The 13,376-nt window shown below is 62.5% G+C and carries 10 protein-coding genes and 1 pseudogene; 6 read left to right on the forward strand and 5 right to left on the reverse strand.

Translation table 11 applies throughout. The features are described 5' to 3' along the window. The first annotated feature begins 31 nt into the window (after positions 1–31). A pseudogene (locus ACTIGF_RS06595) lies at positions 32–2,108 on the forward strand (PAS domain S-box protein). A gap of 72 nt (positions 2,109–2,180) precedes the next feature. On the opposite strand, the gene ACTIGF_RS06600 reads toward ACTIGF_RS06595, so the two are convergent. Then, complete coding sequence (locus ACTIGF_RS06600) at positions 2,181–3,725, reverse strand: hypothetical protein (protein WP_439636101.1); 1,545 nt, start codon at positions 3,723–3,725, stop codon at positions 2,181–2,183. Positions 3,726–3,829: 104 nt separating this feature from the next. Continuing rightward, positions 3,830–4,651, reverse strand: coding sequence for a LytTR family DNA-binding domain-containing protein (locus tag ACTIGF_RS06605; RefSeq protein ID WP_439636102.1), 822 nt, complete (start codon positions 4,649–4,651; stop codon positions 3,830–3,832). A 183-nt stretch (positions 4,652–4,834) separates the two neighbouring features. On the opposite strand from ACTIGF_RS06605, the gene ACTIGF_RS06610 reads away from it, so the two are divergent. Together ACTIGF_RS06610 and ACTIGF_RS06615 are read left to right on the forward strand one after the other, a co-directional pair. After that, the gene (locus ACTIGF_RS06610; protein WP_439636103.1) at positions 4,835–5,998 is read left to right on the forward strand and encodes an acyltransferase family protein; all 1,164 of its coding nucleotides are present in this window, start codon (positions 4,835–4,837) and stop codon (positions 5,996–5,998) included. Positions 5,999–6,076: 78 nt separating this feature from the next. Beyond that, a complete protein-coding gene (locus tag ACTIGF_RS06615; protein ID WP_439636104.1) occupies positions 6,077–7,144 on the forward strand; it encodes a hypothetical protein in 1,068 nt (355 codons plus the stop codon). Here ACTIGF_RS06615 and ACTIGF_RS06620 read toward each other — a convergent pair. Beyond that, positions 7,141–8,688 carry a BCCT family transporter gene (locus ACTIGF_RS06620; protein ID WP_439636105.1) on the reverse strand — a complete coding sequence of 516 codons (1,548 nt, stop codon included), beginning with the start codon at positions 8,686–8,688 and terminating at the stop codon, positions 7,141–7,143. The two genes, ACTIGF_RS06615 and ACTIGF_RS06620, sit on opposite strands and share 4 nt — an antisense overlap. 104 nt (positions 8,689–8,792) lie before the next feature. Further along, positions 8,793–9,617: an enoyl-ACP reductase FabI gene (locus ACTIGF_RS06625; RefSeq protein ID WP_439636106.1), complete on the reverse strand. Its 825-nt coding sequence runs from the start codon at positions 9,615–9,617 to the stop codon at positions 8,793–8,795. Between the two features lie 264 nt (positions 9,618–9,881). Here ACTIGF_RS06625 and ACTIGF_RS06630 point away from each other — a divergent pair, with 264 nt between their 5' ends. Both ACTIGF_RS06630 and ACTIGF_RS06635 read left to right on the forward strand, forming a co-directional pair. Next, positions 9,882–10,808, forward strand: coding sequence for an acyl-CoA desaturase (locus tag ACTIGF_RS06630; RefSeq protein ID WP_439636107.1), 927 nt, complete (start codon positions 9,882–9,884; stop codon positions 10,806–10,808). A gap of 90 nt (positions 10,809–10,898) precedes the next feature. After that, complete coding sequence (locus tag ACTIGF_RS06635; RefSeq protein ID WP_439636108.1) at positions 10,899–11,366, forward strand: low molecular weight protein-tyrosine-phosphatase; 468 nt, start codon at positions 10,899–10,901, stop codon at positions 11,364–11,366. Positions 11,367–11,369: 3 nt separating this feature from the next. Here ACTIGF_RS06635 and ACTIGF_RS06640 read toward each other — a convergent pair whose 3' ends face one another. Then, on the reverse strand, positions 11,370–12,551 hold the full coding sequence (locus ACTIGF_RS06640; RefSeq protein WP_439636109.1) for an acyl-CoA dehydrogenase family protein: 1,182 nt from the start codon (positions 12,549–12,551) through the stop codon (positions 11,370–11,372). Positions 12,552–12,672: 121 nt separating this feature from the next. Here ACTIGF_RS06640 and ACTIGF_RS06645 point away from each other — a divergent pair, with 121 nt between their 5' ends. Then, a complete protein-coding gene (locus tag ACTIGF_RS06645; protein WP_439636110.1) occupies positions 12,673–13,305 on the forward strand; it encodes a LysE family translocator in 633 nt (210 codons plus the stop codon). Positions 13,306–13,376 lie beyond the last annotated feature (71 nt).

Below are 13,376 nucleotides of genomic sequence, written 5' to 3' on the forward strand. Positions count from 1 at the left end.
AAGCATACGCGCAAGCCCCCGGGAGACCTTCATGTTGAATCTGCTTGGCAGTTCACTTGAGAAACAAGCTCTTGAACAATCAGTAGACGCCGTGGTGACCATCGATCCTCAAAACAGGATCGTGTTCTTCAACGCCGCGGCGGAGCGGCTTTGGAATATCAAGCGCGCCGAGGTGATCGGCAAGAATGTGCGCATTCTTGTCCCGCCGCATATACAAAGCGGGCATGACGGGCTGATCAACGCCAACCGGCACCTCGCGTGATATCGAGCTTGAGCGTCAGGACGGTACGAAAGTCTGGGTCAATCTGGCCCTCTCGCGGGTGAAGGCGGGCTCCAAGCTCTATTACACGGCCTTCGTGAAGGATATCAGCGCCGAGAAAGAGGCGCGCGAAACCACCCGGCAGATCCTTGATCAGGCGCTGGACGCCGTGGTGTCGATCAATGAGGCCAATATCGTCACCTATTTCAATCGTTCCGCCGAGCAATTGTGGGGCTATGACGCGGACGAGGTGATAGGCCAGAACGTCAAGATGCTGGTTCCCAGCGAGTTCCGCCCTAATCACGACAACCTCGTCAACGCCAATCGCGAGACGGGTCAGGACAAGATTGTCGGGACCTCGCGTGATGTGGAGATCGAGCGCAAGGACGGTGAGCGGGTCTGGGCCAATCTGTCCCTGTCCAAAGTGCGCTCCGGACAGAAGATTTTCTACACCGCCTTCGTCAAGGACATCACCGAACAGCGCCGCAGCCGGGAAACCATCAGCCAGACCCTGTCACAGGCGATCGACCCGGTGGTCACGATCAATGCGCGCAATGAAGTGATCTTTTTCAACAAGGCCGCGGAGACATTCTGGGGCTATTCGGCTGATCAGGTGCTGGGACAGAACGTCAAGATGCTGGTGCCCGGCGAAATCCGCAGCAAGCACGATGACTTTGTGAACGCCAACCGGACGACGGGCGTCGACAAGATCGTCGGTCGATCGCGTGAGGTTCTGGTTGAACGCGCCGACGGGGAGCGCGTCTGGGGGGCCTTGTCGCTGTCCAAGATCAATGTGGACGGAGAAATTTCCTACACCGCTTTCGTCAAGGATGTGGACCAGGAGGTCCGCAATCGCGAGCAGTTCAAACTCTTGTCTCTGGTGGCGGACGAAACCGACAATCTGGTGATCATCACCGATGCGACCGGTCTGATCGAATACGTCAATCCGGGTTTCTGCAACCTGACCGGCTATACGCCGGACGAGGTGATAGGCCGCAAGCCGGGCGATTTCCTGCAAGGCCCGGAGACGTCATCTGAAACACGCGCGCAGATCCGTGACAAACTGCATCGCGGCGCGCCGTTCTATGACGAGATCCTCAATTACACCAAGGCGGGAGAGCCCTACTGGATCTCGCTCTCCATCAACCCGGTGCGCAATGATGCAGGAGAGCTCATCCGTTTCGTCTCCGTGCAGGCGAACATCACCGAGGTGAAACTCAAGGCCAAGGAGTTTGAAACCCGCATGGCCGCCATCACCGAGTCCAATGTGGTGATGGAATGGGGTCCTGACGGCGTGCTGGTTCAGGGCAATGACAATCTGAACAAGGTTCTTGATCAGATCGCGCTGCCTGATCGCAAAGCGCTGTCGCTTGACGCCCTGTTCAGTGCGGACCAGGTGGTGCGGATGAAGCGCGGCGAAACCGTGACGGATGAGATTTCCCTGAAAGGCGGGCGTGATGTGGCCTGGTTGTCCGGCGCTGTTCAGGTGATCATGGGCTTTGGCGGACAGGTGGAGCGTTTCACCATGTACGCCACGAACTCCACAGCCCAACGCAAGGCCAGTGAAGAGACCCGGCACATTGTCGGCGGCGTGCTTGAGCAGGTGAGCCATATGGCGGAAAGCCTGCGCGACATCTCCGAACAGACAAACCTTCTGTCGCTCAACGCAAGCATCGAGGCGGCGCGCGCCGGCCAGCATGGCGCGGGCTTCGCTGTGGTGGCGACTGAAGTGCGCGAACTGGCGGACCGGTCCTCCAAATCCACCGACGAGATCGCTCGCGTGGTGGTGTCCACCCAGGCCAAGCTGAATGAGCTTGAGCGGGGTGCGACGCTCGATAAAGCGTCCTAGACCCTAGAGCCGACATTAAAAAAACCCCGCCGGAGCGATCCGGCGGGGTTTTCTGTGTCCAAGGGGGGAAGCCTAGAAGCTCGCCTGAACGCCCAGCGCGAGGACGTTTGTGCTCGCATCGCGTTCCGACCAGCTTTCTCCGGTGGGCAGATTGCCGCCTGAGAGGAAGTTCAGCGGCACCCAGCCTTCGGTGCGGATCAGCTCGCCGAACAGATTGACCGAGGGGCTGATGAAGTAAGACCCGCCCAGAACCCATTGGTCCTGTTTCTCCCAGGGCGCGCCGCTATCACCAGAGACGAAGCGGCTGAATTCAAACGACAGCGCGAAGTCTTCACTCGATTGCAGGTCAAACCAGTAGCGCCCGCCCAGGGTGAAGGCGTTCGGCGCCACCGCTTCAAACGCGGAATAGATCGGAACCGGCGAGGCTGTGCCCGCCCAGTCTTCTGTCGTTGAAGCGTATTCGCCCAGAAGCTCCAGACGCCCCAGATCGGCGCGGGCGTAGATCGCCCAGCCCGGATTGCTCTCGTCGCACGGATTGAAGTGGAAGACCGGATAGGCCTGGCAATAGGCGGTGGCTTCGGTGTAGCTCGCGCCCGCCATCAGTGTGCGGCCTTCAGACAATGCGGCCGTGTAGTTCACGTCCACGGCGAAATTGTTGACCCGGCTGGGGACGTTCGTGTCCTCGACCGGGGCGTTATGGGCGCGGAATTGCGAGCCGCCCTGAATGGCCATGGCGCGCACATGCAGGCCGTTATTGTAATAGCCGACCATGCCGCCTGTCGCGAGACCGGCGAAAGCGTGCCAACTGGTGGAGTTGGTGAACGGGCTGACGGTGTCGTTCAGGCCGAACGGCGTGTCCATCTTGCCGATGGCGGCGTACCAGGGGCGCTCTGACAGATTGCCGAACAGCACAAACGCGCGACGCAGCTGGATCTGGTTCCGGTTCAGATCGGTCAGCGTGCCGGATCCGAAGCTCTGCTCGGGATCATAAAGCATCTCTGAATACAGCGTGATGTTGTCCGTCATCCGGCCTGTGACAGCGAGCTGGGCGGAATGCACGATGAATTCAGACACCGTCTCGCCGATCTGGTTGGCCGAGGTCGGGTGACGCATCAGCCAGCCGAATTTGGTGTTGGAGTTGCTTTCCTGGTAATCGCCCAGCGCCGTCACATTGCCGCTCAGGGTCACCCGGCGATCCAGATCGCCGGTCTCGATGGCGTTCAGAATGGTCAGGGCGCGCGTGTTCACGCCTTCAGCATGATCGAGGACCTGATAGCCGTATTCGGGGCTGACACCGACCAGGTTCTGGTGAAAGTCATCGCCATGATGGGCGCCATGCGAGCCGGTTTCGGCGTGATGGTCATGGGACGCGGTGTGCATCGGCGCGTCCGCCTGGGCGGGCGCGGGATGGTGCGGCATGGCGGCGGGCGAGCTTTGCGCGTCCGACTGCGGCAGCAGGCCCTGGGCGGCCAGCACATTCATCAATTGCCGGTTTGTCGCTTCCAGCTGTGCGAGGCGGGCCTCCAGCTCTTCAATGCGGGCGTCGTCATCAGCCAGCGCCGGAGCGGCCATGCCAAGCGACAGCAGGCTGACGCCTGCGATCAATGCGATTTTCATATGAGTGTCCCCAATCAATTTAAGTGAGGCGCCGTCCCGAGCGCTCTATCTGAATGGGCCTAATACTTATGGGGTTAATGAAGCCTTTAAGGGGGAGAGAGTCGCTACACGCCGCTGCGATACCCTCGGCTGACCGGCAGGCTGCGGCCGTCAGACAGGCGCGCTTCAGCGTCGCCATCACCGGTAGGAACCAGTTCGCGGATCGCAGGCCGCACGGTCATGTGAGACCGGTGAAGCCGCACCGGCTCTGCGCCCGCGGTCTCCAGAAGGCTGATCAATCGGGTGAGCGTCATACGCGCCAGATGCGCGCCGGTGGGCGTGATGACTTCCACATAATTGCCCGCTGCGCTGGCGCTGATGATTTCGCGGGCCGGCAAGCGAATCTCCCGCCCGCCGCTGCGCAGAGTGATCACATGATCAGCGCGGGCGTCTTCTCGGGCGGCCCGCAGGCGCTGGCGGGCGTCTTCAAGCTCGCGCATGATCGCAAGCACAGCGAGCATCAGGCCATAGCTCAGCACGTCTTTGCGAAATTCATAGAAAAACTCGCCGAACGGACCGCCATAGGTTTCATAGGAAAACCCGAAGAGCAGGGGCCAGAGCAAGGCGCGCAGACTGTCCATGCTCACGACATGCACGAGTGAGAAGGCCGTGACCCCCAGCGCATGAACCGGTAGCGCAGTGCGCCAGCGTTCCAGTGAAACGGGGAAGCGACGCTCCAGCAAGGCGACGGGTACGAACAGGGCCAGAATGACCAGATTGCTGGTGCCTTCCAGCGTCAGGGCGCGCAGCCAGACGCCGGCTTCGCCCGCCCGGCGCCATTCCTCGGCCAGGGACAGACCGTTCACCAGCCAGAAGCCCAGCGAGGCGATCAGATAAAACAGAAAGGCGCCTCGAAGGACGCGGCGTTCAAGATCGGGCGTGTGCATGGCCTGATCTTGCCCTGATGCGTCTGGCCTCGCCAGCTTGGGGCGCCGTGTTTCATCCCGTTTAAGCCGCGGTTCGTCCCTGGGCGCCGGTATTGGTCCCGCCGGTCCGCCGTTCGCCCTTTCAGACCTGCCTTCATGAGATGTTGAGGTCAGTCTCGCCGCTGGTTCGATTGGGAGACTGAGATGACTGAAACCGGCCCGCGCGCCAGCGCGTCCCCGACCCGCCGATATGACCTGGATTGGCTGCGTATCATCGCGTTCGGCCTTCTGGTGCTGTATCATGTCGGCATGTTCTACGTGCCCTGGGGCTGGCACGTGAAAAGCGTGCATGCGGGGCCGGGCGCCGAGCCGCTGATGAGCTTGCTCAATCCCTGGCGGCTCTCCCTGCTCTTCTTCATTTCAGGCGTGGCGTTCCGCTATCTCCATGACAAGTCCGGCGCCCTCAAATTCGCAGGCGAGCGGACCTGGCGGCTCTTGCCGGTGATCGTGTTCGGCATGCTCGTGGTGGTGATGCCGCAGACCTATTTCCAGCTGCGTGAGATGGGCGAGATCGAGCCGGGCATTCTGGCCTTCTGGCCGCACTACATCATGGACTGGGAGATCGCCGGCATCGCCGTGCCGACCTGGAACCATCTGTGGTACGTGGTCTATCTCTTTGTTTATGCGTTGCTCCTGGCGCCGGTTATGGGGCTTCTGAAAGCCTTTGGACGCGGCCCGGGCGCCCTGCTGGGTCAGGTGTTGGACAGCCGCTTCGGGCCGCTTTGGCTGATCGTGCTCGGCTTTGCGCCGATGATGATCTACCGCATTGTTCTGGTTCCCCATTTTGAAACCACACACAATCTGACCTGGGATTGGGCGAACCACGCCATCAGTTTCACCTATCTGCTCTATGGCGTCTTCGCCGCCAAATCCGAGCGGTTCTGGTCCGCGGTTGACCGGGCCTTGCCGCTGGCGCTGGGGCTGACGGTCGTCCTGGGCGTCGTGCTGACCCCGGTCTGGGCGCTCTGGTGGGATCAGGTGGCCGAGCATGAGGTCGTGCTCTGGCTCGCACGCGCCGGTCGCGTGCTCTACGCCTGGACCATGATCGTGACGCTGTTGGGTCTGGCGCGGCGGTTTCTGAACACGGACGGCCCGGTGCGGCGTTATCTGACCGAGGCGATTTTCCCGGTCTATATCCTGCACCAGACGATCACGGTCTCGGCGGGGTATATGCTGACCCGGATGGGCTTTGACGTCTGGACCGAGTTCGCGCTGGTCACTCTCATCACCTATGGCGGCGCGTTCGCCGGGTTTGAGATCATCCGGCGGATCAAGCCGCTCAGGCCGGTGTTTGGATTGAAGCTCTAGGTCTCGGCTCTCCCGGAACAGCTCGACTCTTTTCGCATAAGCGCTTAACTGGTCGGGCTTTTCTGGGGGGAGATGACTATGGGCGCTTTATCACGAGCCGCTATTGTACTGGGCGTGTCGCTTGCGGGCGGCGTGGCTGCGGTGTTCGGGGCGGAAGCCTTGCGCGACGCCGGCTATCTGCCCGAACCGGGCGAGGCGGGCGCGCCTGCCGCCGTCGCGCCAGCCACGACGCCGTTTGATCGCTTCATTCAGGCTTCGGAATTACAAAACCGGGCGGCGGCCGCGAATGCGGCGTGCGGCTTTGGCGAGTCCCTGTCTGCGGGCGAGAGCGGGTTCTGGTATGTCGGCGATGCGCCCGGCGCTCTGGGGATTTACCGCGCGGAACCCGGTGAGGGTCATGTGCTGCGCAGTTTCACTGCGTCGGCTGACACTCTGGTGGCCTATAGTGAATACGGCGAATTGTTCGTGCAAACCGGAGACGGGGCCTTCAACAGCCGGACCTTTGTGCTCGATGACGCGGGCGAAGTGATCTTCACCGAGCCCTTGCTGGAACGCGCCCGGATCGCGCTGACCTGTGACGACGCCTCTGCGGCGGCCAATGCGCTGAACGCCGAGTTCGCAGCGTCCGGCGCGAGGGTGGATCCAATCCGGTCGGGGCTGAACGCCTTTGTGGTCGGGGACGGCTATGAAGACTGGGTCTATCCGCGCGTGGACGGCCTGGTCGAGGCGTGCGCGCCCGCGGGCGGCGCGGTTCCGCTTGAGGATGACCGGACGACCCTGATTGCAGCGGAGTTCGACATGGACGCTCGGTTTGGCGAGGCGATCTATCATGACATGTCCGGGGAGAGCCTGGCGGGCTCGTCCGAGCCGATGCTCTATCTGACGCTGGCGACGGTTCACAGCGCCACGGAACATGGAGAGATCACCTATTACCGCGCGCCGCTGAGCTGGAGAGACCTTCTGGCGGAAGACGGGGCGTTCGCCCTGATCTATCGGTATGAGGCGATGGAGCAGATCGGCTTTACAGTGTTCGCCGACGGCTCACGGTCTCATAGCGAAAGCGCAGGCGGAGTCATGGACGCCAGCTTCCCATGCGCTGACCCTCAGCAAGCGGTTGATATCTTGCGCGCGGTCTCCGCGGGCTAGCTCTGTGTCTCCCGCATCAGCTTGAAAGCGATGCGCGGGGCGTCCCACAGCGAGGGCAGCAGCATCAACGATACCGGCGCGCCGGTGATGACGATGAATTGCTGCAGCTTGCCCACGGCGCCCCCGCCGCCGCCCGCACTGACCAGAACAATGGCCATGGCCGCCATCACCAGTCCCCAGAAGGCGCGCATGCCGCCGGACGGCTCGCCCTCTTTGCTGAGCGCGCTGGAGATGGCGAAGGTCATGGAATCGCCCGTCGTGGCGACAAACACCGTGGTCAGGATCAGAAACAGGATCGAGACCGGAAGCGCCAGCGGCAGGCTCTGGGTGATGGCGAGTAGAGCGGCGGGCAGGTCAAAGCCTTCAAAGGCGCCAGACACCGAGCCCGGCTCCGCCAGCTCGAACGCCAGCCCGCTGCCGCCCAGAATGGTGAACCAGAAATGGGTGGCCAGAGGGGCGACCACCGACAGGGTCAGGATGATCGACCGGATCGAGCGGCCGCGTGAGATGCGCGCGATGAAGATCGCCATCATCGGCCCATAGCCGATGAACCAGGCCCAGAAGAACAGGGTCCAGCCGTTCAGCCACCCGCTTTCCCCAAACAGGCCCGCCCCGTCGCGTTGCAGGGCGATGGGGAAGAAATTGACGAGGTAGTGCGCCATCCCCGACAGGAAATGCCGGATGATGAAGCCGGTCGGCCCCGCCGCCAGAATGAAGACCAGCAAGAGGCCCGTCAGGATGATGTTGAAGCGGCTGAGGATCTGGATGCCGCGCGACAGGCCGGTCAGGGCGGAGGTGATGTAGATTGACGCCAGGGCGATGATCACGCCGATCTGGGTCGGCAGACCTTCAGGAAAGCCGAACAGATTGGACAGGCCGGCGCTGACCTGTAGCCCCAGAAAGCCGATCGGTCCGACGGTGCCCGCGATGACGCCGATCAGCGCAAAGGTATCCGCCACCCCGCCGAGCGGGCCGTCGGTGAGCTTGCGGCCCAATACCGGATACAGCAGCGTCCGCGGCGCCAACGGCAAACCCTTGGTTTGCTCGTAATACATCAGAAGGATCGCGCTGAGCGCGCCGAGGCTCGCCCAGGCCGGGAAACCCCAGTGCAGGAAGCTTTGCGCCAGCGCGACATCTACTGCCGTTTCTGCGCCGCCTGACACATCAGCGTTCGGAGGCGGGGTCAGGAAATGCGCCAGCGGTTCCGCCGCCGCCCAGAACACGCCGCCGGCCCCCAACAGAGTGCAAGCGATCATCGCCGACCATTGGAAATAGGGAAATTCGGGCGTGTCACGACCGCCAAGACGGACCTTGCCAGCGGGTGAGAGAGCAATGACCAGAGCGATCAGGAAGATCGCAGGCAGCAGAATCTGCCAGTACAGCCCGAACCCGCGGGCGACGAGGCTTGATCCCGCATCCACCCAGTTTGACAACGCGCCGAGGTCAAACACCGCCAGTGCGCAAAACCCGAGGCAAAATCCGGCGGTCGCGAAAAAGACGCCGAGGCGCGTCCCGCGCCAGGCGCGAGCCAATAGATCGGTCATGGGGGAGGCTCCTCGGGTTGCGTCGGCTTTGTAGGTCTTCGCGAATGCCCAAGGCCTGTCTGGCCCTCGACCGATCCTGGCTCGCGCCTTTCAGCGCGGATGAGTTAGTCTTCGATATCCGGCACGGCCACGGCGTGGAAGCCGGCGTCCACGTGCAGGATTTCACCGGTGCACGACTTGCCCAGATCACTGAGCAGGTACAGCGCGGAACCGGCGACGCCTTCCATGGTGGTGTCTTCTTTCAGCATGGACCAGTCCTTGCCGGTCTTCATCAAGGTGCGGCCGCCGGAAATGCCCGCCATGGCGAGGGTCCGCATCGGGCCGGCCGAGATGGCGTTCACGCGAATGCCGAGCGGGCCGAGATCCCTTGCAATATAGCGGGTGGAGGCTTCCAGAGCGGCCTTGGCGACGCCCATGACATTGTAGTTCGGCACGACGCGTTCAGAGCCCAGATAGGTCAGCGACACCATGGCGCCGCCGCCGTCTTCCTTGGACGGCATCAGCGCGCTGGCGCGCTTGGCGGCGTCCACGAAGGAGAAGGCGGAAATGTCCATGGCGCGCTGGAAGCCCAGGCGCGTGGTGTTGTGGGTGAAGCTGCCCTGCAGCTCGTCCTTGCCGGCGAAGGCGATGGCGTGAACCAGGAAGTCGAGCTTGCCCCATTTGTCTTCAAGCGTCTTGAAGCAGGCGTCCATGGACGCGTCATCACTGACGTCGGCGGTGACCATGAAGGGCTCGTCGCCCAGGCTCTCCACCAGCGGGCGCACGCGTTTCTCGAGCGCTTCATCCTGATAGGAGAAGGCGAGCTCGGCGCCCTGGGCGTGCAATTGCTGGGCGATGCCCCATGCGATGGAGTTCTTGTTGGCCACGCCCATGATCAGGCCGCGCTTGCCCTTCATCAACGTGCCGGTCGGAAACTCGGTCTCGGCCATGGCCGTCCCCTTCTTTATGCGGTGGCGCCGTTCAATCAGGCGCAAACTGGATGGACGGCGCAGCGCATATCGGTGCGGTGCGCCCGGTGTCAGGGCTCGCTGATAGCGCACACCGGGCGGGGGTGTCGAGATTGACTGAAGCGTGATCGCCGTCACAGCGTTTTGGCGTTGGTTAAACTTTTGCCTTCATGTCAGACTATCAAAGGGTCGGCGATCAAGCGCCGAACGGGCGCCGATTGCGGATCAGGACTATTGAGGACACGTATGAAAGCCACTCCGACGCCACGCTCCGTGGCGATCCAGAAGCGCTGGAGCACTCTGGACTGGGCGAGCGTTTTCGCCGCCATCATCTACCCCGCCCTGGGCGTATTGGGGCTCATCACCGCCTTCACGCTCGGACTGGCTCTGAACGGGCTGACCCTTTACTGGTGGTATCCGGTTCTGGCGTTGTTCGTCGGCGCCGTGACGCTGGTGATCTGTAATTTCGGCATCGGCGTTCTGCACCGGGTCTGGCAGCACAAGGCGGGCGAGCTGAAAGCCCCCGCCCAGATCCTGACCGCGCTCAATTGCGTCATCGCCATGCAGGGGCGGCTGAAGGACTGGGTGAATTATCACAGCCAGCATCACCGCCTGTCCGACAAGGCCGGTGACCCGCACAACCCTCATGAAAGCAAGATGTGGGCGTGGATGGGCTGGTTGATCTTCCGCGATCCCAACGATCTTCAGCGCCCTACCGCCATGTGGCTCAAGGATCTCAAGACGGTGCAGATTCTCGACCGGCATTATTCGCTGATCACGCTTCTGGTGCATCTGGTGCTGCCCGCGGTTATTTATCTGACGGTCTGGGGCTTGGGCGGCTCGCTGCTGCTGACCTTCATCCTGCACGCCGCGGCGGTGACGGCGCGAGGAATCCAGTTTCACGCCACAATCCTCGGGGTGAATGTGTTCGGTCACCTCAAAACCCCGCTCTGGGCGGATTACCTGCTGGCGATCCTGACGGGCGGCGAGGCGTTTCACGATCATCACCATGACGAGCCGGTCAGCGCGCTGCACCTGCCGCGCCGCGGGCTGATGAACCGTCTGCTCGATTATAACGGCACGGTCCTGTTGGTGTTTGAGAAGCTGCGCTGGGCGCAAAACCTCAAGATCGCGCCGCAATTCAGCGTTCCGGCGCGGATCACCGCCGCCTGAGGCGGTCGTTAACGTCAGCTTCACGGGGAACGCGGTCTTCTGAGCCCTGCGGGTCCGGGGCGACCCTGCCCGCAGCGTCAGGAGGGGAAGATGTCGCGCGAAACATCGATACTGTTTGTGTGCACGGGCAATATCTGTCGCTCACCCACAGCGGAAGCGGTCGCAAAGGCTCTGGCGCAAAAGGCTGAGAAGCATCTGGTGCTTGATTCTGCGGGTACGGGCGACTGGCATGTGGGCGAACGCCCCGATCCACGCGCTGTTCAGGCGGCGCAGGCGCGCGGTTATGACCTGTCGGGCATATCCGCGCGGGCCGTCACCGATGATGATTTCATCCGCTTTGACCATCTGGTGGCCATGGATGAGGGCCATCGGCGCTGGTTGGCCGAGGCGCGCAGCAGCCGACAACTCCCCGAAACCAAGATATCCCTGCTGATGGACTGGTCAGTGGGTCTGGCGCGCACTTCCATCCCCGATCCCTATTATGGCGACGAAGCCGAATTCGAGCGCGTGCTCGACCTGATCGAAAAAGGCTGTCAGGGCCTGATTTCGCGGGTTTAACCCCTAAAGCCCCATTTGCTTGACGGCCAGGTCGCGCATGATCTCTTCCGAGCCGCCGCCAATGGCCATCACCTTCACTTCGCGATAGATGCGCTCGATCGCGCAGCCGCGCAGATAGCCCGCGCCGCCCAGGATCTGCATGGCCTCATTGGCGCAGAACTCGGCGGTTTTGGACGCGAACACCTTGATTTTCGCCAGCTCTGCAGCGGGCATGGCGGCGCCGTTGTCGGTCGCTTCGTTCACCCGCCAGGCGACCATTTGCAGATAGGCGTCCAGCGCGTCGATCTTGCCTGACATATCCGCGATCTTGTGGCGGATCGCCTGGTGCTTGATCAGCGGCTTGCCGAAGGTCTCGCGCGCCTGGGCGTAGGTGATGGCGTCATCGAGGCACCGTTTCGCTATCCCCAGACACCCGGCCGACAGGGACAGGCGCTCATAGTTGAAATTGTCCATGATCGCCAAAAGACACAGCCCTTCCTGACCCAGCTGATAGCGGGCGGGGATGCGGCACTCGTCAAAATGCAAGGTCGCGGTGTCTGAACACCACCAGCCCATCTTGTTCTTGATTTCGGTGCGGGTGAAGCCCGGCGCCTCTGCGGGGACGAGAAACAGCGAAATGCCGCCAAAGCCTTCGCCGCCCGTGCGCGCGCCGACCACGAACCAGCTCGCCTTCATGCCGCCAGTGATGAAGGTCTTCTCGCCATTGATCAGCCAGTCGTCGCCATCCTTGCGGGCCTTGGTCTGAATGCGCGACAGGTCCGAGCCGCCCGACGGCTCGGTCATGCCCAGGGCGCCGCCGGTTTTGCCCGTCACGATGCCGGGCAAGACTTCCGCCTTGATCTCATCTGTGGCGAGGGTGTGGATCGGGCCGGTCATGATCCCGCGCGAGCCGAGCGAAGCGTTCACCCCGCCCACGCCCGCATACCCCATGGCGATGCCCGCATCGACGCGCATCAGCGCATCTTCAAAGCCGTTGCCGCCATAGTCTGCGTCGATGCCGAAGCCGAACAGGCCCAGCGCGCCCGCTTTCTCGTGCAAGTCCCAGGGAAAATCGCCCGCCTCGTCCCAGTCATTGGCGAAGGGCTCGATCTCGCGATTGATGAAGCCCTGCACGCTCTCGCGGAACGCCTTGCGTTCGGGCGTGTCAAAGGGCCGGGCGAGGGCGGATGTGGGGGCGTTGGACATGAGGATCTCCCGAACGTCTATTTTCCCCAATGGTAATATGGATGACGTATACGTCAATCATGATTGAAGCCTGCATCTTCGCGCTTTCCCTGAGGTGAGTTCCGCGTTACCTCCCGCGCCCATGAGCCTGATCACCCTGGCCGCGTTCGCCGGCGCCATTTTCATCCTGTTTCTCACCCCCGGACCGGGCAACATCGCCATGGTGGGCCGGACGCTGGACGCCGGGCCGAGCCATGGGGTGACCTATGGGTTGGGAATTCTGACCGGCGATATTTTCTGGCTGACGCTGGCGGTGTTCGGTCTGGCCGCCGCCGCCGAGGTCGCCGGCGAGTACGCGCAGTTTTTCTGGATCGCCAAGATCATCGGCGCGGGCATCTTGCTGTGGTTCGCCTGGGGCGCCTTTCAGGGCTGGCGAAACCCGGCGCCGGCGGATGCGCCCCTGGCGCCGGTCAGCAAGCGGGGTCTGGCGGTGACCTATGCGGCGGGGGTCGCCATGCCGCTCACGAACCCCAAGCCGATCATCTTCTATCTCACCTTCCTGCCAGCGTTTTTTGACCTGACCGTCGTCGGACCGCTCAGCTATCTGGCGATGATCGCCGTCATGGGCGCGATGTTTGTGCTGTTCGCTTTCATCTATGTGGGGTTGGCGCACAGCGCGCGCGGCTGGCTGCGTGAGAAGGGCGTGAAACGCTGGGCGGACCTCGTCACGGCGGTGATCATGACGGCTGTGGCGATCTTGCTGCTGGCGCGATAGAGCCGCGTTCAAAAAAGTCCACACCTGCAGTGCGTTCAGACATGGTGACAACGCCGCGAACGCGGTAAAAG

Source organism: Oceanicaulis sp., assembly GCF_051859625.1.
Classification (GTDB): Bacteria; Pseudomonadota; Alphaproteobacteria; order Caulobacterales; family Maricaulaceae; genus Oceanicaulis.

Bases quoted from the DNA above. Each gene is read 5' to 3' on its own strand.
- ACTIGF_RS06630 (WP_439636107.1), top strand. From the start codon at position 9,882: ATGAAAGCCACTCCGACGCCACGCTCCGTGGCGATCCAGAAGCGCTGG.
- ACTIGF_RS06600 (WP_439636101.1), bottom strand. From the start codon at position 3,725: ATGAAAATCGCATTGATCGCAGGCGTCAGCCTGCTGTCGCTTGGCATG.
- ACTIGF_RS06635 (WP_439636108.1), top strand. From the start codon at position 10,899: ATGTCGCGCGAAACATCGATACTGTTTGTGTGCACGGGCAATATCTGT.
- ACTIGF_RS06615 (WP_439636104.1), top strand. From the start codon at position 6,077: ATGGGCGCTTTATCACGAGCCGCTATTGTACTGGGCGTGTCGCTTGCG.
- ACTIGF_RS06610 (WP_439636103.1), top strand. From the start codon at position 4,835: ATGACTGAAACCGGCCCGCGCGCCAGCGCGTCCCCGACCCGCCGATAT.
- ACTIGF_RS06605 (WP_439636102.1), bottom strand. From the start codon at position 4,651: ATGCACACGCCCGATCTTGAACGCCGCGTCCTTCGAGGCGCCTTTCTG.
- ACTIGF_RS06625 (WP_439636106.1), bottom strand. From the start codon at position 9,617: ATGGCCGAGACCGAGTTTCCGACCGGCACGTTGATGAAGGGCAAGCGC.
- ACTIGF_RS06640 (WP_439636109.1), bottom strand. From the start codon at position 12,551: ATGTCCAACGCCCCCACATCCGCCCTCGCCCGGCCCTTTGACACGCCC.
- ACTIGF_RS06645 (WP_439636110.1), top strand. From the start codon at position 12,673: ATGAGCCTGATCACCCTGGCCGCGTTCGCCGGCGCCATTTTCATCCTG.
- ACTIGF_RS06620 (WP_439636105.1), bottom strand. From the start codon at position 8,688: ATGACCGATCTATTGGCTCGCGCCTGGCGCGGGACGCGCCTCGGCGTC.